We start from the raw sequence: 24,183 nt of genomic DNA, 5'->3' as shown, positions 1-24,183 counted from the left end.
CTATCTCGCCACTTAATCAAAAATAAACAAACAGCAGGGCTTATTCACTTTCTTTCCATAAAATATGGCAAAACGGGGCGTCTTTATCACGGCTAATTAAAATTTTTGCAAATAGCACATCTTCATTATCAAACTCTAAACCCACTAGCACTTGAATAAAGTGTTCTGGCTCAATTTCAAGCGCAACAAAATCTTGCCACTGGTCGTCCGGTTCATCTTCTTCAATAAAGCCAAGATCTTCTCGGTACTCATTAAAGTTTTCAACGTCATCATCACTTAAGTTACTCGGTGCTAACTCTAAAAAAATATCATAAGCTTGATGTGTTGCTTCTTCGATTGTAAATAAACGTGGACCCGACATATCTGCGTAACCTTAACCTTAATAATTGGCGCTATGTTATCAAATCTGATTACCTATTTGATAAAAAAGCGTTTAAAAACCTGACTTTTTTAACCTCAAACCACACTTTATGTATTATCAAAATAAAACCAAGTAATTCAGACTGCCCATTTGCAAATAAATTCAATCTATTTTAAAAACCACATCACTTTACTTCCCTTTTGTAACCGCATAAGCTCAAACAACAGGTCAGAGGAGTTGATAATGATAAAACTAGAAAAACAAGACGGTATTGCAACGGTTACCTTGAGTCGTGCCGACAAACAAAACGCATTAAACTTTGCCATGTTTGTGTCGTTAAATAACACGATTAAAAACATAAAAAAGGATCGTACTATTCGTGCAGTAATTATAAAAGGTGATGGCGAACATTTTTGTTCAGGGCTTGATATTACCGCGGTTATGGCCTCACCTGTAAATATAATAAAATTACTGTTTAAATGGTTACCCGGCAACCAAAACTTAGCGCAAAAAGTTGTACTAGGGTGGCAATCGTTAAGCGTACCTGTTATTGCACAAATCAATGGCAACTGCTTAGGGGGTGGGTTACAAATAGCGTTAGGAGCAGATTACAGAATTGTACACAATGACGCCAAGCTAGCCATCATGGAAGCTCGCTGGGGGCTTTGCCCTGACATGGGGGCAAATGTAATGATGGGCGGACTTGTTAAACGCGACCAAGCACTTTTTCTTGCAAGCCATGCAACCCCTATAACCGCAGAGCAAGCAAACGAGCTAGGGCTCGTCACACAGCTAACAAACAACACAGAACTTGCTACCCAAACACTGCTAAGTACATTACTTGAGCGCTCACCCGATACCCTAGCTGCTATTAAGCGTATTACTCAATTAAGCTATCAGTCACAGCAACGAAAAATACTCGCAAAAGAAACTTGGAGTCAAATTCGTTTACTAACAAACCCAAATACAAAAAAAGCCATCGCAAAAGCAAAGGGTAAATACGATATAGAATACAACAACGCTAAGCGGTGGTAATTAAATCGGCGTTAATACTAAAACGACGTTAATACTAAGGGACAATGTACACATTGTTATTGGTTGTTAAACTAAAAGCCCTCTATAAAATTGAGTAATAATGATGAAATACCTGTTAAGTAGCGCAATCATTTTGCTGTGTTTAGCCTGTGCTAAACTTATTATGCATTTTACAGGAGGCAGCTTCCCTGCCCCTTTACTCGCTATGGTTATTTTATTAGTGTTACTGCTAGCAAGTATAGTAAAAGAGGAACATATAAAACCCTGCGCCTCTCCAATTTTAAATGTGATGCCTATTTTTTTTATTCCCGCTGGCGTTGGCTTTATTGAACATCTAAACCTTATAAAATCTAACTGGCCTTTTTTAATGTCTGTTATTTTTATTGTGCCAGCAAGTACATTATTGTTAGTTAGCTCAGTAATGGTTTTTTTCAAAAGTAGAAAAAACAATGACTGAATTAAAACCTGACCTTTGGTGGTTGTGTGTGCCTATCATTATTGCTTTGTTTTTACTACTTAGGGCGTTTAATACACGAGTGGAAAACAGTGCTATAAAGTCAATTACAAACCCTGTTTTTTTAAGTATTGCCGTTATTGCTTTGCTATTGATTAACTTTAACCTACCTTATTCTGAGTTTGCCCATCATAGCCAAATACTAAGCTGGCTTTTAGAACCCGCCATAGTGGCTTTAGCACTGCCTTTATATCAGCAATTTATTCATGTTCGTAAAAATCTATTACTCATAGTAGGCACTTGCAGTTTAGGTATAGTAAATGCCACCTTTGTGGCTTTTTTATTAAGTGTATTTTTTAAGGTCCCTCCAGAGCTTAGCGCCTCAGTAGCAGCGCTTAGCGTTACCACGCCTATTTCGTTAATTGTTACAGATTCACTGGGAGGGATCAGCTCTTTAGCCGCCGCTATGGTTATTTTTATTGGCTTACTAGGGGCATTATTTGGTTTCATGCTGTTTAGACTGGTAAAAATAGGCAGTCATGAATCCCAAGGTGTTGCAATGGGTACGGCCTGTCACGCTATTGGTACAGCAGCGGCGCTTGCTGAACACGCTAAAGTAGGCGCATTTTCATCGGTCGCTATGGCACTCAGTGCGTTATTAACTGCCATAATAGTCCCACTTCTCTATCCTTTTTTAGTAAACAGTTTGCTATAGTTTACAAAAATTTAATTACACGAGCTAAGAGCCCATAATGATCAGTTCTGAAATCGAACAATTTGAAAAATATTACACCATGCTCACTGAGTATTTAGTTACCTACAGCATGCAAATTGTAGGAGCTGTTTTTATATTGTTGGTAGGCCTGTGGGTAGCACAAAAGCTATCTAAAATAGTCGCCAACATAATGACACGCCACAACATAGACATAACACTAACAAACTTTGTCAGCAGCGTTGTAAAAGTACTGCTTATTGTGATGGTAATTGTTATTGTGCTCGGCAAAATAGGCATTAGTGTAACGCCATTTGTTGCCGCCATTGGTGCTGCCTCTTTGGGCGCGGGCTTAGCACTACAAGGCATGCTATCAAACTACGGGGCTGGCCTTGCAATTATAGCCACTCGCCCATTTGTGGTTGGTGACACCATTGAAGTAAAAGGCGTCAGCGGGCAAGTAAAAACAATAGAGCTTGGTTACACCATACTCATCAACGAAGAGAAAGTTGAAATAACAATCCCAAACAAACACATTGTGGGTGAAATTATTCATAACTCATTTAGTTATTCTTTAGTAAAAGGTGAGATTGATATTGCCTATAGCGCCTGTTCAAATACCGCTATTAGCCTAATAGAAGGTGTTTTAAATGCACACGAAGGCGTTGCTAAAAACCCCACATCGCAAATAGGTATTGAGCAATTTGCCGATAGCGGCGTTACCATTAGTTACCGATACTGGGTACCTACTACGAAAATTATAGAAACAAAGTTAGCTATAAACGGCGGTGTATACAAAGCCATTAACGACGCTAATATCGAAATACCTTTCCCGCAACGTGTTGTTACTATAAATAAAAACGACTCATAAATTTAAATATAACGCTGGTCTAGCCAAGGGCTGGCGTTAAAATAACTCAACACCACTGACTAAAAGTCATATTGGTTTGTTATTTTTTCTGTACTATTAAGTTACAGCTTAAAAAGCCGATACATTTTTAGAACCACAAAAACAATAATGAGTCACTATGAACCTCAGCCCATTTTATTTAGGCGATTGGCAGGTAAGCCCCCTATCAAACAGCATTCAACATGCTGGTAAAAACAAGCAGCTAGAACCAAAAGCCATGGATGTTTTAATCTATTTATGCTTAAAAAAAGGGGAGCTTGTTAGCAGTGACGAACTACTTAACCACTGTTGGAAAAATATTGAAGTAGGCGATAACCCGCTACATAAAATAATTACACAGTTGCGCAAAGCTCTTGGCGATAAAGCAAGTGCACCACAATACATAGAAACAATAAGAAAACGTGGCTACCGTATTATTGCAAAGTTAGACTTTCCTTTAAGTGAAGAAGCCCCCAAAGTAACAAGCTGGCAAGGTGGATCGCCCTTTTTAGGATTAAGCGCTTATAATACAACCGATAACCACCTGTTTTTTGGCCGAAATCAGGCTATTGCCACTTTATTGGAAAGAGTGGCTAGCCAAGTGCATTTTGGTCGCGCTTTTTGCTTAATTTTAGGCCCAAGTGGTACAGGTAAATCATCCTTAGTGAACGCGGGCATTTTGCCTAAATTGCTTGATAAACGCGGCTACAATGGGATTGGTGTGGTTTCGTATACTCAACTAGATTTCGCAGATATTGACCACAGTCGGCTTTATTTAGATTTAGCGTCAGCCATGCTTGATTGGGATATAAATAACCAGCCTGTCTTTGATGGTTTGAGTGCCGAGACACTTGCCCAGCAATTAACGCAGAACACCAATAATGTTATCCATACTTTAACTAATGCACTAAATCAATCAGTACCAACACTTAACAAACCGCAATTATTTTTGTTCATAGATCGCTTAGAAGTACTTCTTTCATCACCTTTGTTTGATGATGAAACACGTAGCCAATTTTTATCAGTTATTGAGCGCTTAGCAACGTCTAAAGCGGTGATTGTATTTAGTGCGTGCAGAAACGATTTTTACCCTTTAGTGGTTGAGCAACCAAGTCTTATGGTGGGCAAGGCTCATGGCGCGCATTACGATTTAACCCCGCCAAATCGCCATGAACTGCAACAAATTATTCGCTTGCCAGCGTTAACCGCTAATTTAACGTTTTCACATGACCCGCAAACCCAAACACCTCTTGATGAAATACTTTGCGCCGATACCGCCAATAATCCAGATGCACTGCCCATGCTGCAATACACACTGCAAGAGCTGTATTTACAGCGCAGTGATAATAATGAGTTGTTACACAGTGTGTATAAAAAACTTGGCGGTATTGAGGGCGCCATAGGCAAAAAGGCAGAAGATGTATTTATTGGCCTTAGCAACAAACAACAACTGCAACTAAAAAGCGTGTTATCACAATTAATAACGCTAAACCCTGATGGTAAAACTATTACTAGCCGCGCAGCCCGCTTGCAAGCGTTAACCAACACCAGCCAAATAGAACTTGTACAAGCCATGGTCGATAGCCGCTTATTTGTATCGCACTTACAAAATGGCGAAGCCTGTTTTAGCCTTGCGCACGAAGCATTATTGCGTCAATGGCCGCGCGCAAAACAGTGGATAAGCGATCACAAAGATGCATTAGCAATAAAAAGCCGTTTACAACACCAAGCACAAAATTGGATAGATGAAGGCAAAAGTAATGCTTACCTCCTTGCGACAGGAAAACCGCTGCAAGAGGCCGTTACCTTATTAAACGACAACACATTCGAACTAGGCGATGACGAACACGCCCTTATAACCAGCTCTCTTAAGCATAGTAAGACAAAAGCCACCCTGAAACGTGGCACCGTCGCTCTGCTTTGTTTACTTACCTGTGTTGCCTTATTTATGAGTGTTACCAGCTTCCAAGCGCTGCAACTTGCACAGCAGAAACGCCAAGAGGCCGAAAGCTTACTAGGGTTTATGGTAGGTGATTTTGCCGATAAATTACGCAGCGTAAAGCGTATGGACTTACTTGATGGCATTAGTAATAAAGCACTTGAGTATTTTACCAATCAAGTCGAGGAGCCAAGCTCGCTATTTAACTTTAGCAGTCAACAAGCCGAGTTTAAAAGTCGCTTTCAGTTCGCACAAACTCTGGAAGCCATGGGGGAAGTGGCCTATTCCCGCGGGAAAACCATTGAGGCCTTCACCGCCTTTGAAAACGCCCGCATTCGCCTTGAAGCATTATTAAAAATTCAGCCAAGCAACTTAGAGTTACTAGCGCTTGCCGGTGTCAATGCTTTTTGGCTCGGCCAGCTTCATTACGATAAAAGCGATTACGCAGCCACTGAGCCTTTCTTAAAAAAATATCATATCTACAGTAAAAAAATGTATTCATTAGCACCGAATGATTTTAATGCCATTATGGAGTTATCATATTCACACAATTCGCTGGGGTCTTTATATTTACAGCGATTTAACTACACTGGCGCTAAACAGCGCTTTGCAGAGTCGCTCGCCCTTAAAAATGAAGCGCTTGAGCTTAAACCCAATAATAAAAACCTATTACGCGATAAAGCCGACACCATCAGCTGGCTTGCTAAAACAGAAGAAAGATTGGGTGATTTTAACGCAGCATTAACCATGTATACAAATGCTTCTAATGAGTTAAAAAGTTTATTAATTGAATACCCAGATGATGCAAGTTTAGCAAGCAGTTTAGCTTATACTTATATTCAACAAAGCTATCTATTAAGCTATTTATCTAATAAAAAGCTAGCCTACAAAAAAGCACAGCAAGCTACAAAAACAGTTAATAGCGCACGATTGCAAGATCCAAAAAGTAAAGAAATTCAACATTCTTATTATCGTTTTTTGGCCCACCAGTTAGTGCTTTCACCTAATAAAAAAGTTGATAAGCGAATTACCAAAATTATCAAATTTATGAAAGATCAAGGCTTTATAAATAACCTTACTGTTAATACACAATTGAGCCTTATACAGTACTTTATTGATAAACAGTCACCGCTTAAAGCACAGGAGTTATTGACGGCACTTGAAAGTGATAAAAACTATAAACAGCATAGAGGCAATCTAATAGCAAGTGGCGATAATTTAGCGCCCACACGAATAAATTTACTTAAAGCTAAGTTAACTTCAACCAGCAAGCAGCGAGAACAATTTTGCTTAAATGCGCTTCAAGCCATTGCTAAAACAGCAGAAACAAATCAAAGTGTTCGCATTACGTACCCGCTAGTACAGGCTTACACCTGCTTAAACCGAGCTAACGAAATCCCAAAAATAAAAGCAAGCCTAGTAAAGCTTGGTATTACTGACTTTAAACTATGAATACAAAGGAAATAATATGAATAACACTCAAGAACAAATTCACTTTACAGTTAACATTGTACTGGGCAGTGACGACGAGGCTAACTTTACATACTCTATAGATGGTAAAGAAGTGACAGGCGGCGGAGTTGTAAGAACCGAAACCGCGGGCATTTATAGTTTAGATGAAGCCACACTTGCTAAAGGCTTTTTATTCACCGGCGCTACTATTACTGATGTAGATAAAGAAACGCCTTGCGCCCAAGACTTTAGCTTTAAAGTAAGCGATAACGGCCGCACAATTACTATTATCGATACCGATGAAAACCCAGGTACTGCCTGTTTAGTATTTAACGTTGAGTGCAATGGCAAAGCGTATAAAAGTGCCGATCCACAAATTGAAAATAAAGAAGAAAAGTAATTAACAACGTTTAATTACTAAATTGCACAGGGCTGGTTTATTCCTGTGCAACATTTGATACTTTAGGCACCTTCCCAACTACTCTGAAAACTAAGAAGCCAAACTATTAGCACCTAAAAAAGAAAACAAGCAAATAAAAATCAATAAGTTAAACCAGAAGGTTACCGAAAGGTTTAAAAACCATAAATTGAATAAACTGCTAGACATCAAGTTTCATTAACAATAAAAATGAGCAACACCATGTCTAACAATAATGAAAACAGCAGAGCAAATAACACCGACAACGCTGTATCTGCATTAATGAGCAGCATTTCTAATACCGTTAACAATGAAAAAATAAGCGCGATTATTAATGTTACTAATGTGATGGCCGATGCTATTTTTATTGTAAATGCACACGGTGTGTTTGAATCGGTAAACCCGGTAGCTGCACGGTTTTTTAATGTTCCTTCAGATATACTAATTGGTAAAAAGTGGCAGCATTTTTTACAAGAGCAATACCGTGACGATTATGAATACATGTTTGAAAGTTGGAAAAGCAATTATCAAACCCCCCTTAATCATGGCCCCAAAGAAGTAAAAATAATTAAAGCCAATGGTAACTTTTTAGATGTAGAACTTTCGGTTTCGTGCATTCCACCAGCCACAACCAATAATACTCCTTTATTTATTTGCATCATGCATGACATTTCTAAACATATAAAAAAGTATAAAGTACTCGAAACACTTTCAAAGCTCGATCACCTAACGGGTATTGCAAATCGTGGCACGCTAGAAAAAACAATCCACAAAGATTGGCAAACATGCCTAATGAACAAGCAGCCATTAAGTTTTATATTGATTGATATTGATTATTTTAAACTATTTAACGATAACTTTGGGCATGTAAAAGGTGACAAGTGTTTACAAAAAGTAGCAAAAACAATTGAAGAATGCCTACCGTCAAAAGACAGCTTAGTTGCCCGATACGGTGGAGAAGAGTTTGCCGTGATATTACCACGCTCTCATATTTCGAACGCTGAAATGATAGCCAAGCGTATCCAAGATAGAATTTTAAATTTAAATTTTAGAGAAATAGGCCTACCTGACAACGTTAAAATTAGCGTTAGCCAAGGCTTAGCGTGTGAATACAATAACCAATATAGAACATCTGAAGCATTAATGTGTGCGGCCGATACCGCTTTGTATAGAGCTAAGTCGGAAGGAAGAAACATGATTTGTATCAGGTAATGATTACTATTTAAAACAATGAACTTTATAAAAGCCATTTTATAAGTGAAGTGGCTTTTAAATTTATCCATAACCGACAATAAATATTTACATTTCTTTACAAATTCCGTTTAAAACCCAAGCCTTTATTAACGGTTTTATTTATTTAAATTCATAAACTTGCAATAATAAGACAGCCTAAATAACAAGTTAAGTTAGTATGAATTTAAAACAACATGATAGACCTTTTATTTTTGTTAACATATAATAATACTTAATAATTAATACAAAATAACTAGAACAGCCTCGGAACGCCTTCCTTTGAGCAATAGTTTAAAATTAATATAACGAATCATTAATGAAATATATTTTATGGCTTTTGCTTTTAGTATCAGCGCAGTTACTAGCAAAACCCGTTAATAACAGCATCGCATTTTACTACTCAGCCCCAATGCCCCTAGCCGAAATGACTTTTTACTCGCGCGTTGTTGTGCAACCTGAGTTAGTGACTGAGCACGAATTAAATTGGTTTAAAGAACGTAACATTTCAGTTTATGCTTATTTGAGCATTGGCGAATCATATAATGAAAGTGATTATTCACTCACCACAAACCCAAATTGGAATAGCTATATTTCCGATTTAACTTCAACGCAATGGCAACAACAATTAAATAGCTCGGCTGTTACGTTAAAAAAACGTGGCTTTAGTGGGTTGTTTTTAGACACCCTTGATAGCTATCAATTATTAGACAACGCACGCTACGTTAAATCAGCGCAGCAGGCTGGATTAGTTTCAATAATAAAAGATCTTTCTTTAGTATTTAACAAGCAATTAGTGCTCAATCGTGGCTTTGAGTTACTTCCTAGCCTACAAAACCTTGCAACCGATTTAGTCGCTGAGGGGTTATTTAGCCATTTTAATCCGCTTGATAATAGCTACAAATTTACCACCGAGAGCGATCAAGCTTGGTTAACTGCCCAACTTAAAAAAGCGCAAAGTTTAGGTTTTAACGTTCAAGTTATTGATTATGCAAAACCTGATAAACGTCTTGTAATGGCTGAAAAAATTATTGCTTCAGGGTTTAATGCTTGGGTCACCGATGGGCATTTACAAACCTGGGGAACATCAGCTATTAGCCCCGTACCTAGGCGTGTGCTTATTCCGTACAATAGTGACTTAAAACCTCTTATTTATTCAACGGTTCACTTAAAGCTGGCTACTCTTATTGAGTATCTAGGTTATATTCCTGACTATATTGATATGGCCAAGCGAGATCTGCCATTAGTTGACCCAAGTTTACATGCTGGAATTATTTCGTGGACCAACATGGCCGGCTTCTACTCTGCGACGGTTATAAACTGGCTTGAGAGCAACTTAGGCGTTGTGCCTCAATTAATTGTTGGTGAGCTACCACAATCAGCTAAATTATTAGCAGCATTAGGCGTGCAAACGCTGAACAGCTCCCCCCCTAGCCCTTATAAACTTAACTATTTAGTACCATGGTTAGAAGGTGAGTCAGGTTCTTCGCCTGCCATTACCAAACCTTATTTATTAAAATTAGCGCCAGAAGCCACCACCCTTATTGATATAACAGCAACTGATGGCAGCACAATTGTACAAAGTGCCAAAACCAAATATGGTGCAGTTATTGTCGCCCCATGGTTAATTGATACGCTACCAATGGAAGGCAGTAACTGGGTTGTTGACCCACTTACACTGCTTACAAAAGCAATGGGATTACCCGCTATACTAGCACCCGATACAACGACCGAAAGTGGCAGACGAATGCTTACTATGCATATAGATGGTGATGGCTTTACCAGCATTGCACACTTTGAAGGAAGTCCTTATGCCGCAGAGGTCATTCGCGATGACATTATTAAACCTTATAAACTTCCCATAACATCTTCCATTATTCAGGCTGATATTGAGCCTGGAGGAATTCATGCTAAACACAGTAATAAACTAGAAAAAATTGCGCGCAGTATTTTTGAACTTCCCTATGTAGAAGTGGCTTCGCATACTTATAGCCACCCTTACTTTTGGACCGCGCTTTCGGGCCGAAAAGAGATTGACGAAGAAGATACAGACTATGGGTTTCATTTAGATGTACCTGGCTATGACACAATTAGCTTAGAAAAAGAAATTACCGGCACCATTAATTACATTAACGAAAGGCTAGTACCTAAAGGAAAAAAAACAGTACTTATGTTGTGGTCGGGCGATGCTACACCTGGTCCAGACGCATTAAAAATAGCGCGTAATGCTGGTGTACTAAACGTAAATGGCGGCAATACTGATGTAAATAGTGATAACCCTAGCCTTTCACATATATCGCCGATTGCGCGCCCTGAGGGTGATTTACTGTATCAAATTTACGCGCCAATACTGAACGAAAATGTATACACTAATTTATGGCATGGTCCGTATTACGGATTTAAGCGACTAACAGAAACCTTTGAAATAACCGAAAAGCCATACAGGTTAAAGCCCTATACTATTTACTATCATTTTTATTCTGGCGAAGTTCCTGCAGGGCTTGACGCCCTAAAGCATAATATTGACTATGTATTACAAAGACCTAATACACCGGTGTACTTAAGCCACTATGCAAAAATTGCGAAAGATTTTTACTTTTCTGCTTTAGCTAAAAATAGTAAAGGCGACTGGTTGTTTAGTTCTAAAAATATTCGCACCCTTCGCATACCCAGCGACTTTGATATTGCAAACATATCACAAAGCGATGGGCTGCTAGGAGTAACGCAACAAGGCAACTACGTACACACTATTGAGGGTATCTCGCGTATTAGTTTTGACCACAGCCAAAAAGATAATGCCCCTTATTTAGCTTCTGCCAATGTAGTAATAGATACATGGCAAGTAAATGGCGCGGTTAGTTTTAAAGCGTGGATACCTGCAACACTTGATTTAGTGAATGCCCGCTCATGCCAATTTATATCTCACATGGGAAAAAGGTATAAAGGTATCACTCGTGGAAAAATAACCCACTTTAAACTGCCTGCAGGTGATTTTTTTGGTTATTTAAACTGCACAGGGGTTGCTAAGTAATGAATACCAAAAAGCGCCCTCATTTAGTTTCTATAAAAACAATTTTAACAATACTCGCTGTTAGCTGTTTTTCGTTGTATGCGCTATTTCCGCACACCTTATTTTTTGAAGACGATGCACTTTCACAAGACTACACATTCGAAAAGTCATACTTACACGCTGCACTTAATACTGACCCAAACAATGAAAAACTGCGCGCTAAATTAGTTGAACTGCATATTGCATTGAGTGAATATTCAAACGCAACTAATGAGCTAGAAAGACTAACAAAAAGTCGGCGTAAAACAGAACTTGAAATAAAGTTACTTTACTCATTATGGCTTGCAAGTGGTGCCAATGAAGATGATCGATTTGAAGAGCTTTCATTAAAGGTTAGTGCCTATAAACCATGGAACGAAGACGTTCTTAGCATCGCTAAGGCACTCGGTTTGAATGTTAAGCTTGCACATTATTATCAAACACACAAAAAGCCGTTAATTGCCGCTGATTATTGGCTAACCGCAGGCGAGCCTGCAAAAGCGCTGCTGCTTTACAAAAATAACATGAGCGCAACAATAGCTGAAAAAGCCATTGAAACCGCTCTCGGGGCAAACGAAGCGGTGCAAGCTTATGCGTGGTGGAAGCAATATGGGGATCAATCAAATATAAAGCGCACACTTTATCTCGCTGACTTAGCAAGCAATAAAGAAGATGCAATTATTGCAGCTACAAAAGTGCTGCGCGAAGAACCTAATAATATTAAATACTTAACACAGTCAATGCAGCTTCACTTAGCTAATGGCGATGCTAATGGCGCTGAAATATTGCTTTCAAAACTACTAAAACAAAAGCCTAACGATAAAGAGCTTCATTTACTTAACTGGAAAGTAAAGCGCTGGCTTAATAAGCCAAAAGAAGCACTTAAAGAATTTAAATGGTTAATGATAAATAAAGCTGTTACCGCATCAATGCTTACAGACAGTATTAACGATGCAACGGCTTTATACTTGTACCAAGACGCTAACGACATTTACGCTTATAAAGCTAAAAATAGGCAACTAATAGGCAATGGCTTTACTAAATGGATGCAAACCAACGAATTTATTGGCGATGCCAAACAAGAGCTCAGACACATAGAGCGTTTTGAAAGCATAAACGGTAAAAGCGTTTTATCGCAATATTGGAAAGCAAAAGTATTACATGACACAGGTAACTTAAACGGTTTACGTAATTTGTGGCCTATTTATCAGGGTCCCAAAAACGAAGAAGATTTAATGTGGCTAGCTCGCGCGTTTTGGTTAAAAAATGACTTTAACACGGCACTAACTATTTTAAAGCAAAAGCAGCAAAGTACCGATGACGAGTTTTGGAGTGCCCGTGTTGACATGGCGCTCAGGGTAAAAAATAAAAAAGAACAGCTTTATGCCCTTGAGCAACTCAAAGCACTGGGTAAATTAGGCGAAGGCGATTTATTGCAGTACCAGCAACTTAGATTTGAAGGCAACCCACATGAATTATTGACGTATTTGTGGCAGCAACCTTCACTAAGCGAAAGTCAGCTAATTGACATTGCTAGCTTAAGTACGCAAATAAACGATTCAAACGCCGTTGAACGAATCCACAATGAACTAAACAAGCAACGCTACAACAAGGCGCTCTACCCTGCTTGGTTAATTATTTCTAACTGGTATCAAAATCAAAGCGATTTGAATTCAGCTTATACAACACTTAACCGCGCCGCAAAACTGAGCGAATACAGCCCCGATGTGGTGCTTACACAAGGCTGGTTAGCACTGCAAATGCATGACAGTATTATGATTTCACGCATTTTAAATAACTATGCAGACAACGACCCAACGTATGCGTGGGGTCAGCTTTTGGCGAGTTTATCAATTTATGAAAAGTCATATAACAGTGCTTATTTTTACCTACGAAAACTAGCGATAGCTGAGCCCAGTGACTTAACCACATTAGTAAATTTAGCCGATGTAATGAGACAACTTGGCTATTACGCTAACGCCACAGAGCTTAATCATTATCTTCTTCAGCATTTACCGAAAGATAAATACGCATACCGAGGACTCATGTTTCGCTGGGCTGGCGCTATGGCTATGCCTCATTTAATGCAGCTAAACACACTCGATGAGTTAGCCCCTGAAACCATAGGCACGGCACAAGCAAATTGGTGGTTATCGCGCCGTGCGGCGCAAAAACTTGAGCCTTGGCAAACACTCCAGTTGTACATGACCCAAGGTGAATTTAGTAAAATTAAACAATTAGTTGACACAAATACGCTTAGCGAAAACGATCAATTAAGCGCGCTTTTATACCTAAATCAACCTTATGCAACTATGCAACGTTGGTATGAAGAGCTAATTAACGAACCAAACGAAGCTCAACTAGGCTTTTTAAGAAACGCGCGGACAGCTTATTTTCGCGCATTTGAAGTAAACCTATCACCGCAAGCTGGGCTCAATAGTACGCAATACGACATAAATGTGTATTTCCCTTATGCAAAAGGCCAGTGGAAACTTAGCCTTAGCGATCAGCAAAACCTTGGGAATAACGGACTGCTATTCGCAATAGAAAATACCATGACGTTTGGCAGGTGGGCTTTAAATGCAAAAGTTGATACGCATCAGGGCGATATTGTTAGCCGACAAGGCTTGAGTTTAGATTCTCGTTATCAGTGGGATGCGCGTACTCAAGTTGGCGTAAACTTGCACTACAACGCCGAAAACCGCCAATCTGAAGTGTTACTCAGCTATGCGCAACTTAATAAAGCCACGGCTTATATAAATTATAATATTGATAACAGACAAAGCGTGCAGCTATCAGCAGCTGCTATGTCGTTCACGCGTAGAGACAACAACAGCACACTCGTTAATGGACAAGAGTATAACGCACGCTACCAATACAGTATTTTAAAAGATCGCCCTATTTGGAACGCCTACTTTAGTGCGCAATGGCAAGACTTTGAACGAGTAAATACTGCGATTAATACAGACAGAAGACCCAGACGAATAGTTATTGAGCCGTTTAGGCGCTTTGCCCTAGGTACTTCATTTGCATCAACAGGCTCATTAACGCCCCCATACTTGGGTGCCAGCCCGTCTTGGCTATTTGACATAAGTACAGGCTATCAAACACTAAACGATACAATAGATGTGTCTGCTTCTAGTGGCGCCGGGTGGTCTGTCCTTGGTGATGATTTATTTAAATTACAGCTCGGTTACCAAAGTAGCAATAAAGTCGGTAACTCAGATACACAGTTACAATTAGGATATTACATACATTTTTAATGTTAGGAGAGAATATGTTTCGCTTAGTTTTACTTAGTTTAGTTTTGCTCTTATCAGCTTGTACAACAAGCCGAATTGCTGATGACATCGAAATTAGCCCATCAACAACCGTGGCTTTATTACCGCTTGTTAATCATGCACAAACACCACTGGCAGGTGAACGCGCTGAAGATATTTTAGCGAGTATTTGGCAACAAAATAAGCTACCTAAGTTACTTCGTGCGCCAAGAAATAGCAGTAAAGACCTCCCACCTTTAGACGATCAATACCGTTTAAACAATGCAATGCAATGGCTCAATACTCAACAAGCTGACTATGTACTTAGTGGCAGTATTGAAGAATGGCGTTATAAAGCAGGTCTTGATGGAGAGCCTGTGGTTGCACTTACTTTATCGCTTACAAAAAACGGGGAAACAACACCAATTTGGACCGGCACCATTGCAAAGAGCGGTTGGGGACGCGATAGCATTGCAGCAACGGCGCAAGATGTCATTGCCGATTTAGTGTCTTACATTGAGGTTAGTGAGTGAAAACACATTTCTTACGCCCAAGAGACGTTCCTGAGCTACAGATATGGGCTGAGGTATGTTTTTTTACCGCTTTAGCTTTAGGGCTGCCTGTTCTATTTAACGCTGAGGATCCCTATTGGACGCAAGGAGGGTTTTCTTGGCCGGTATTAGGACCGCTACTTGTGGCTCTTCGCTATGGGTTCTCAAAAGGTTTTATTAGTATTTTAACCTTACTCGTAGGGCAATTATTGCTAATACAAAGCACTATATTAGACCCTCAAAGTGAGTTTAATATTAACGCTATGATTGGCTACATTATTGTGGTTATGGTGGCAGGTGAATTTAGAGATGTATGGGAGCGCACTAATCAACAGCAAAGTATTCAACTTGCATATGTATCTGATCGACTTGAAAAATTTACGCGCCAATATCATTTAATTAGCTCATCACATGACCGCATTGAACAAATGCTTGCTGGACATACGCTTAGTTTACGTGAGTCATTACAAGCCGTACGCGAATCAATTGGAAAGTTAAAAGAAAGGCGCTTAGACAGTGCCGCAGAGGTTATTTTAAATTTATTTATAGAATATGGTTCGATTGAAAAAGCAGGCTTGTATAAAGTAGAAAACAATAAAATACGAGAGCCTGCACTAGCTTCTATAGGTAAAATGAGCGAGCCATCTAATTCAGACCCGTTAATAGCTGCCATGTTTGACGAAAAAGAACTGGTGTCACTTAAAAACCCAAAAGCTTCATCGGGTGATAGCAAGTATCATATTGCCATTCCATTGATTGATGTTAACGACACAATTTATGGGGCTATTTTAGTTGAAAAAGTGAAGTTTTTTGCTCTCAAAGAAAACACCCTTACTTTACTTGCAGTCATGGCCGGACACATTGGTGATTTATTGCGTCACGAAATCACTAACCCAATAATGACACGTGAAGAGTCGCCCTACTTTAAGCGCCAAGTTAAACACGCAAACAAGGAAGCAAAGCGTTATAAAATACCTTCATACTTTTTAAAGGTAAACGCGCTAAGTATTAACGATGAATCTCGAAGGCTAATGGAGTATTTAACCGAGGCTCGCCGAGGGTTAGACATTTATTTATACGATAATGAAAAACAAGTTTTATTAATCCTGATGCCGCTTGCCGATGAACTTGAAAAAGACGGTTTTGTAATGCGAATGAACAGCTGGTGTAAAGAGCGTACCGGTAAAACCTTAACAGAACTCGATATTATTATTGAGAAAGAAGTCGCATTTCCGGTCAATAAGGATGAATTATCTAAACTGGTAACCCTGCATGATTAAAGTAGTGATAGCCGCCTTAGTTGCATTTTTATGTGAATATTTTGCACTGCGAGAGATTCTAGACACACCAAACTGGCTTATTGTTATTTTACTGCATTGCATTGCAAGCATACTTTTTACCTTTGTAAGCTACGTTTTTATTCCTAAAAAATATAAAACAACGCTTATAAATGGCTCGCTATTATTCTTCTTGTTACTGTTTAGCCTACCTGTTTTTGGTCTTTTAGGTGTCGTGCTGGCGCTTACGTTCGCGCTATGTAAGCCACTTAAAAATGACGATACTGAAATAATAGAACATGAAATTCCAGAGCTCCCCTTTGAAGTTCGCGATATTTCAATAAACCCTACTTATTCAATTGGTGGCGTAAAAGCTATTTTAAAGTATGCAACAGAGCCCAATAAACGCTTAACCGCGGTAATGGCTGCTCGGCACATGCGCGACAGCCAAGCAATCCCAATTTTAAAACTAGCCCTCAAAGATTTAGAAGACGATATACGCTTACTGGCTTACTCAACACTTGACGCTAAAGAAACAAAATTAAACGAAAAAATTAGTGTTTATCAGCAACAAATAGCCAGCACCACAAAACAACCTGAGCTGAGTAATTTACAGCAACAATTAGCCCAAGTGTATTGGGAGCTTAGTTATTTAGGGCTTGCACAAGGCGCTCTAAAAACATATGTATTAGAAAAAGCTGAAGCGCTCAGTTTACAAAGTATTGAGTACGCGCAAAAACCAGCTAATTATGTATTTTTAGGGCGTGTTTATTTAGCGCTGGGTCATTACGAACATGCGCTTGATTTTCTTGTACAAGCAACTGAATTAGGTATGGCGCGTCGCCATGTTTTACCCTACAAAGCCGAAGTTGCCTTTTGTATGAATAAATATGATGACTGTAAACGCTACTTAAGTGAGCTACCTGAACAACCTAAAGGAAGTGAGCTTCGCCAATTACAGGAGTATTGGAATGCCTAAACCCAATGCTGATATATTATTATTGTTAGAAGGTACTTATCCCTATGTGCGTGGGGGCGTATCAAGTTGGGTTCATCAAATTATTGAAGGGCTACCTCATTATAACTTTGAGCTTATTTTTTTAGGCGGTGCTTCTGAGCATTATGGCGACATTAAATATACACTTCCAAAAAATGTCACAAAATTGCATGTTCACTATTTAGTAGAGCAAAATAATACTGATATAAAAGCAAAGCACGGCGTTAAATATAAAAAAGAGTTATTTGAATTTTGGCAGCAACTACAACGTTACTTTAGGGACTCAAAAGAGCCTATTCCTACTGAATTACTTAAATTTGCATTTGAACAACTTGGGCAAAAAAATGGCATAAACGAGGCTGATTTTTTATATAGTGAGTCATCTTGGCAAGTATTAGCAGATTACTATTTAACATTTTGCGACGAATCATCTTTTATTGATTTTTTTTGGTCGTATCGTAACTTGTATAAACCTTTATTTAAAATTGCAGATATTGCCCGCCAATTACCAAAAGTTAAACTCATACACTCTATTTCGACAGGTTATGCCGGTTTTTTAGGTGCTGGTGCAAGTGTAATTAATAACACGCCTTACCTCTTAACTGAGCATGGTATTTATACAAAAGAGCGAAAAATAGACTTAATTCAAGCCGATTGGATAAAAGAGTCTGAAGCAATTTTAGGTAAAAATTTAAATACCGAAATGGGCTTTATTCGCCGAATGTGGATCACTTTCTTTGAACAAGTAGGCCGCACAAGTTATCACCAAGCCGATAAAATCATTTCACTTTACGAAGGCAATAGGCAACGCCAAATTAAAGATGGAGCCTGTGAGGAGCGTGCGTTAGTCGTACCTAACGGTATTAAAACCGCTCATTATGCCAAAGCACTAGCTGCACGTTCTAAAACTATTCCATTAACCGTCGGATTAATTGGCCGCGTAGTACCAATAAAAGATATTAAAACCTTTATTCGTGCCATCAAAGAAGTGCAATCAAGCATGCCCACAATAGAGGGGTGGATCATAGGCCCTTTTGAAGAAGACCCTAAATACTACAAGGAGTGTCAATTATTGGTGGGAAGCCTTGATTTAGAACACCATGTTAAATTTTTAGGTATGCAAAATATTGCCGAAATACTCCCTAAATTAGGCCTTGTTGCTTTAACATCTATTTCTGAAGCGCAACCCTTAGTATTACTAGAAGCAATGGCAGCAGGCGTTCCTGCACTGGCCAGTGATGTGGGTTCATGCCGAGAAATTATTGAAGGTTCAACAGAGCAAGACAAAGCACTGGGTAAAGCTGGTGAAGTCGTCTCAATTGCATCTCCTAGCGAAACTGCATTACAAATAGCAAACATACTAAAGAACAATGAAAAATGGCATGAGTATCAAACCAGTGGTTTAAAACGTGTAAAAACGTTTTATGACGAAAGCCACATGTTTGCCCGATACAACAAGCTGTATAAGGATACAATGTCATGGCCGGAATAGGTTTTGAGATACGGAAAATTCTCAAAAAAAATACCCTCCTCTCTGTTTTTGAAGCCTATAGCTACGCAGGTCTCATTGGCTCGGGCCCTTGGTTATTATCAATTATTGCACTGATGCTGATTGGTATTTTAAGCCTTGGGATTGTACTACCTAAATTACTGATTATTCAGTTTTTAACGCTTATCACTTACATGATGGCGGCCTCGTTAATATTAACTGGCGGCTTACAGCTAATGCTTACGCGGTTTGTTGCTGATTTATTTTTTACAAAAGATGATGACTCGGTATTACCCAATTTACTTGGTGCGCAACTTATTACGACGATAGGTGCATTACTGGTTGGGTTTGCTGTGTGGCCATTTTTGCCTTTACCCGTTGTAACTAAAATTATTATTTTAGGTGGTTTTGTTAGCCTATGTAATCAATGGCTAGGTGCTATATTTTTATCGGGTATGAAGGAGTACCGCCTTATATTAATTACCATGCTCAGCGGCTACGCGTTCATGGTACTACTCGCATTTTTACTACGAGATTGGCAGCTAGATGGACTATTTTTTGCTTTTTTTGCTGGTGAAGCGCTGCTGTTTTTTAGTTTTTTATTCATGATTATTCGCCGCTATCCAGGCAATAAGCTAATCAGCTTTGACTTTCTTAGTCGAAAAAAAGTCTATTACATGCTGTTTTTTTGCGGGTTATTTTACAATATTGGCGTGTGGGCTGACAAAATTTTGTTTTGGTTTTCACCAAGCACATCTATTCATATCATAGGTCCCCTGAGGGCTAGCCCAATTTACGATCTTCCCATATTTCTGGCTTATTTATCGATTATCCCCGGGATGGCTGTATTTTTAGTAAGAATGGAAACCGACTTTGTAGAGCAATATGACCATTTTTATTCTGCAATTAGGGGGGGCTCCTCACTCGAAGAGATATACTTTTTAAAAGATAACATGATCACGACAGCGCGAGGCGGCTTGTACGACATATTTAAAATTCAAGGCATTACCGTTGCGTGTTTATTATTATGGGGCGAGCAAATCCTTACCTATATTGGCATTGATCCTAACTATAGAACACTCCTTTTTATTGATGTAGTGGGCGTAGGCGTGCAGGTAATATTTTTATCTATTCTCAATATATTGTTCTATCTTGATAAGCGCTTTACTGTGTTAGTGCTCTCGGGCCTATTTTTAGCATTAAACATTGTGCTTACGTATTTATCTATTGCACTTGGGCCACAGTTTTATGGCTACGGGTTTGCTCTCTCTACAATAATTACCTCTGTAGTTGGCTTGTTTTGGCTATCAAAGCAGTTTGAAGACCTAGAATACGAAACGTTTATGTTGCAATAAAGACACTTACACCTGATAAAAAGGCGTCAATATATTCCTTATTCATCAGGTGTAAACTTTATTTACTTACCCAGCGGGCTTTAAAGCCACGTGTATCTACATGAATAAATGCCCCTCGGTGCGCTTTAGGGCCATAAACTCCTAACCCGCCCAATAAACCTTTGAATGATTCACGTCTGGCTAACGACTCTACGACGTTGGCCATCATTTTCGCGTCTTCAATAGTATATTTGGCATCTTTATTTATATCATCCATACGATAATTTCCGTCGTTATCGATAAAAATATCCGCAGCGTCTCCAAACACATGACGGCTTAGTTTCACATTCCCAATGGCTCTATTGTAATAAGGTGTTCGGTAACCACTCATCACCACCATGTTACTAACTGGAATACCTTCTAAAATTAGTTCCTTACGAATTATTTCTAGCTTAAGCAGCAGTTTGCTTTGCAAAAAGAGATACTTGGGATGATTACTTTTTTGCTTACTCACAAATTCTTTTAAAGAAAAGTGAGGCGATAATTTGGTACTTTCATTCTCAGGTGTCACTTCAACAAACCCATCAGGCACAATATAATGTTTTGAATCTTTAATTTGCGATGGCTTCGGGTAGTGCCCTATTTGGTAATATTTTAACTTACCCCCCTCTACTTTATCGGCAGGTACTTTTACAAACACATTTATGGTCATACGTTGTTTTTTATTTGGCGATTCAATTTTTACCGATGTTAAACCGGGAGTATCCGGGGCCTGCCATTGCCAACGATTAGTATCAGTTAGCATGGACTTTTCATCGCTAATTAATGTGTAGGCGTCAGTTGATTGTGCATAGAGCACTTCAAATTCAACCTGCTCATTGGGCATTACAAACACCGAAAAAAGCGAGTATGGCATGACAATATCGTTAATTTTTAAACTAAATTCTGCGTCCTCAAAAGCAGGCCTGTTTTGTATATCAACAACCTGATGAGCCGTTTTATCAGGCTGAGAGGCAGATAAATGCGTACTAAGCAGAGTAGCCAACATACTGATTAATAAAAAACCGATTAATTTCATATTACCTCTCATTATTTACTTTCTAATAATGCCGCAATAACTGACTGGTTATCATTTTTAAGGCGTGCTTTTTGATCGCGATTGTAAATATCATCTCTAAAGTTAACGAGCTTATTTTCATCTACCCACGCAGTCCAATAAACTAAATGAATGGGTAATGGCTCGTCCAAATAAAATGTTTGTGTGCTGTTTTCATTTCGTGCATCGTTAACTTGTGCCAATGCATGTTCTTCACCTTGGTGTTTAATTATTTCTTGTGCAAGTGAAAAAGGGTCTTCAATTCTTATACAGCCATGCGATAGCGCACGTCTTGTTTGGCTAAAGCGCTGCTTTGCAGGTGTATCATGTACATAAATTGCCTCAGGGTTGGGGAACAAATATTTTACTTCACCAAGGGGATTTTTTTCACCCGCACGTTTCACTAAAAAATGATCAAACTGATAAGGCTTAATTGAATCCCAATCAATATTACTGGGGTTGACTGTTTGTGAGTCTATGTAGCTGTTTTTTCTGATTTCAATATTGTTTTTAACAAGGTAATCAGGATCTTCTGCTACTTTAGGAGCTATTTCTCTAGTAGCAATTGAAATAGGTATGCGCCACTCAGGGTTAACTACAAATTTTTCTATTTCGTCACTAAACGACGGTGTTTCCCAACTAGGTTTACCAACAATCACGTTGTTTTGAAGCTTTACATCGCCTACCTTTACATAACGCAGTTGATACTCAGGAATGTTTACAAACACGTAGTGCTCATCGCTCGAACCGGCAAAGTTAGTAATTCTATAAAAGTTTAACTTTAATTTATTGAGCTTTTGCTCAGCTGAAATATTAAGCTTGGCAAATGTGTTCTGGCCTACTCGCCCATCAACGTTTAAGCCATGACGATATTGAAACTGTTTTACGGCGCGCTCAATATGTTTATCAAAAAGGCATGGCGATTCACCGCATACGTTAGTGTGTAAATCTTGTTCTTGAAATAAACGCATTGCTAATAAACTCACAGCTCTACTGTTACTGCCTAGTTCTAGCAACTCGCTGGCTGGTAAAGGAATAAACCCACCACGATTCACTATTTCTTGGTACCAATTAATCGCTTTTTCAGTACGCTTTATTAATTGGGCTGAATATTGATCAAAGTAATAGCTATCACTTGTTTGCGTGTAGTGCTGCGAGCTGTATGTGTTCAGTGAAGTGCTGGCAAGTAAAGCACCGTCTAGATCATCACTCGCTAGTATGGGTGAAGCAAACATACTTACTAAACTCACAAACAAAACCCCCTTCAAAGTAGCTTTGTTTGTTTTAGTAAAACATTTTTTTATAGATAGTCCCTTCACGTTGTACCCCTCGCTAAATAGTGTTGATAAATAAATTTGTACTTGCCGTTAATTTATCAACTAAGGGTGCAACGTCAGTGCCAATAACAAAAAACGCAGTAAACCGCTGATATTACTTAATTTTAAAAATAAAATTTAATTAATCTAAGTTATAATACAACCTGTTTGTGTAATTAATATACTCAAGTGTGTAAAGTTGCTATCCCGATTAATCATTTAAAAATGCTAAAAAACCACGTTCGTAACGGCTTAAATATTTTGTCTTTCGAGGTAAAGTAAGTGACTCACGCCACGCATTTTGTGCTGATTCATCTTTTTTACATAGGGTAATTAAATCCGGATGAACATAAGATTTGCGCGCTATTGCTGGGGTATTGCCTAATTGTTGAGACACACAATCGAGCATGCTTTTTAAGGTAAGTGCGCCTTTGGCCTTAGCGAGCTGCTTAAATGCAATTACGCTTGCTCGCCAAGTTCTAAAATGTTTTGCACTAAACTCCTCTCCCATTATTCGCTGTATGTATTGGTTTATTTCGCTCGATGTTACATTAGTACGCTCACCTTCACTTATGTACTGAAATAAATGCTGCCCAGGCAAATCTTGTAAGTCTTTAATTACATGGCTTAGTACTCTGTCAGTAATATTAACCTCACGTTCTTTTCCCGATTTAGCCCGGTATTTTAACTGAATATTTTTACCTGTCAGTTTTGCGTGTCGTGTGCGTAATGTTGTAGCGCCAAAGCTTTTATTTTGTTTTACGTTTCGCTCATTGCCAACTCTTAGCGCTCCTAAATCCATAAGCCTAACTACCGCAGCTAATGTTCGCTCTATATTTAACTCGCTACCTTGTAAATCTGATTCTAAACGGGCCCTCAATAAAGGAAGTTTGTGGCCAAACACACCACAAGCTTGGTATTTTTTAGCCTCTTGCTGTGCTCTAAACTCTGGGTGGTATCGGTATTGTTTTCTACCTTTACTATCAAACCCTGTGGCTAAAATATGTCCGTTTTCTTCGGGGCAAAACCATGCGCTTTTGTAAGCAGGCGGAAATGCTAAGCCATTCAAACGCTCAATAGCCGCTTCATCTTTTATTAATTTGCCAATAGGATCGAAATACTGCCATTGCTTATTTTTAAGCTTTCGAGTGATACCAGGTAAATTATCATCCACATAGATTAACTTCATAAGCACTGCACTCCGATTTGATCATGACAACCATAAAAGATTTAAACTAACATATTCAAATAACCTTAAACTGAACAATATTATTGATATACAATCAAAAATTAAGCAATAATGTTTAAAGTGCATACGTTATTG

The 24,183-nt window shown here is 38.8% G+C and carries 18 protein-coding genes; 14 read left to right on the top strand and 4 right to left on the bottom strand.

Annotation, left to right across the window (positions count from 1 at the left end; all coding sequences use genetic code 11):
- Positions 1-40: 40 nt before the first annotated feature.
- Positions 41-361: an HI1450 family dsDNA-mimic protein gene (locus KZZ04_RS01565; protein ID WP_006794135.1), complete on the bottom strand. Its 321-nt coding sequence runs from the start codon at positions 359-361 to the stop codon at positions 41-43.
- A gap of 243 nt (positions 362-604) precedes the next feature.
- On the opposite strand from KZZ04_RS01565, the gene KZZ04_RS01560 reads away from it, so the two are divergent.
- From KZZ04_RS01560 to pelG, 14 genes are all read left to right on the top strand, one after another.
- The gene (locus tag KZZ04_RS01560; protein ID WP_219421576.1) at positions 605-1,396 is read left to right on the top strand and encodes a crotonase/enoyl-CoA hydratase family protein; all 792 of its coding nucleotides are present in this window, start codon (positions 605-607) and stop codon (positions 1,394-1,396) included.
- Positions 1,397-1,499: 103 nt separating this feature from the next.
- A complete protein-coding gene (locus KZZ04_RS01555) occupies positions 1,500-1,853 on the top strand; it encodes a CidA/LrgA family protein (protein WP_219421737.1) in 354 nt (117 codons plus the stop codon).
- Positions 1,846-2,565 (top strand): LrgB family protein, encoded by a 720-nt coding sequence (locus KZZ04_RS01550; protein WP_219421574.1) that lies wholly within the window; start codon positions 1,846-1,848, stop codon positions 2,563-2,565. Before KZZ04_RS01555 ends, KZZ04_RS01550 begins: the two co-directional genes overlap by 8 nt.
- A gap of 37 nt (positions 2,566-2,602) precedes the next feature.
- Entirely contained in the window at positions 2,603-3,433 is an 831-nt protein-coding gene (locus tag KZZ04_RS01545; RefSeq protein ID WP_058403000.1) for a mechanosensitive ion channel family protein, read from the top strand.
- Between the two features lie 157 nt (positions 3,434-3,590).
- On the top strand, positions 3,591-6,842 hold the full coding sequence (locus tag KZZ04_RS01540) for a winged helix-turn-helix domain-containing protein (protein ID WP_219421572.1): 3,252 nt from the start codon (positions 3,591-3,593) through the stop codon (positions 6,840-6,842).
- A gap of 16 nt (positions 6,843-6,858) precedes the next feature.
- Positions 6,859-7,242 (top strand): DP-EP family protein, encoded by a 384-nt coding sequence (locus KZZ04_RS01535; protein ID WP_219421571.1) that lies wholly within the window; start codon positions 6,859-6,861, stop codon positions 7,240-7,242.
- A 240-nt stretch (positions 7,243-7,482) separates the two neighbouring features.
- Complete coding sequence (locus tag KZZ04_RS01530; protein ID WP_219421569.1) at positions 7,483-8,472, top strand: sensor domain-containing diguanylate cyclase; 990 nt, start codon at positions 7,483-7,485, stop codon at positions 8,470-8,472.
- Positions 8,473-8,809: 337 nt separating this feature from the next.
- The gene (locus tag KZZ04_RS01525; protein ID WP_219421567.1) at positions 8,810-11,521 is read left to right on the top strand and encodes an endo alpha-1,4 polygalactosaminidase; all 2,712 of its coding nucleotides are present in this window, start codon (positions 8,810-8,812) and stop codon (positions 11,519-11,521) included.
- Positions 11,521-14,802, top strand: a complete 3,282-nt coding sequence (locus KZZ04_RS01520) for a tetratricopeptide repeat protein (protein ID WP_219421565.1) — start codon at positions 11,521-11,523, stop codon at positions 14,800-14,802. Before KZZ04_RS01525 ends, KZZ04_RS01520 begins: the two co-directional genes overlap by 1 nt.
- 14 nt (positions 14,803-14,816) lie before the next feature.
- Positions 14,817-15,332, top strand: coding sequence for a hypothetical protein (locus KZZ04_RS01515; protein WP_058403005.1), 516 nt, complete (start codon positions 14,817-14,819; stop codon positions 15,330-15,332).
- Positions 15,329-16,630, top strand: a complete 1,302-nt coding sequence (locus KZZ04_RS21360) for a PelD GGDEF domain-containing protein (RefSeq protein WP_138528844.1) — start codon at positions 15,329-15,331, stop codon at positions 16,628-16,630. Before KZZ04_RS01515 ends, KZZ04_RS21360 begins: the two co-directional genes overlap by 4 nt.
- Positions 16,623-17,606: a lipopolysaccharide assembly protein LapB gene (locus KZZ04_RS01505; RefSeq protein WP_219421563.1), complete on the top strand. Its 984-nt coding sequence runs from the start codon at positions 16,623-16,625 to the stop codon at positions 17,604-17,606. The genes KZZ04_RS21360 and KZZ04_RS01505 overlap by 8 nt, the downstream gene beginning before the upstream one ends.
- Entirely contained in the window at positions 17,599-19,116 is a 1,518-nt protein-coding gene (gene pelF, locus KZZ04_RS01500) for a GT4 family glycosyltransferase PelF (protein ID WP_058403008.1), read from the top strand. The genes KZZ04_RS01505 and pelF overlap by 8 nt, the downstream gene beginning before the upstream one ends.
- The gene (pelG, locus tag KZZ04_RS01495) at positions 19,104-20,468 is read left to right on the top strand and encodes an exopolysaccharide Pel transporter PelG (RefSeq protein ID WP_219421561.1); all 1,365 of its coding nucleotides are present in this window, start codon (positions 19,104-19,106) and stop codon (positions 20,466-20,468) included. Before pelF ends, pelG begins: the two co-directional genes overlap by 13 nt.
- 58 nt (positions 20,469-20,526) lie before the next feature.
- Here the strand turns inward: pelG and KZZ04_RS01490 are convergent, their stop codons facing one another.
- From KZZ04_RS01490 to KZZ04_RS01480, 3 genes are all read right to left on the bottom strand, one after another.
- Positions 20,527-21,525, bottom strand: coding sequence for a D-Ala-D-Ala carboxypeptidase family metallohydrolase (locus KZZ04_RS01490; RefSeq protein WP_219421559.1), 999 nt, complete (start codon positions 21,523-21,525; stop codon positions 20,527-20,529).
- An 11-nt stretch (positions 21,526-21,536) separates the two neighbouring features.
- Positions 21,537-22,793 carry a murein L,D-transpeptidase gene (locus KZZ04_RS01485; protein WP_368735881.1) on the bottom strand — a complete coding sequence of 419 codons (1,257 nt, stop codon included), beginning with the start codon at positions 22,791-22,793 and terminating at the stop codon, positions 21,537-21,539.
- Positions 22,794-23,070: 277 nt separating this feature from the next.
- Positions 23,071-24,048: a DNA topoisomerase IB gene (locus tag KZZ04_RS01480; RefSeq protein WP_219421557.1), complete on the bottom strand. Its 978-nt coding sequence runs from the start codon at positions 24,046-24,048 to the stop codon at positions 23,071-23,073.
- Positions 24,049-24,183: the final 135 nt, after the last annotated feature.

It is taken from the genome of Pseudoalteromonas sp. CR1, from assembly GCF_019392235.1.
Lineage (GTDB): Bacteria > Pseudomonadota > Gammaproteobacteria > Enterobacterales > Alteromonadaceae > Pseudoalteromonas.
Note: the sequence above shows the minus strand (reverse complement) of the source record. Positions and strands in the feature narration are given on the sequence as shown.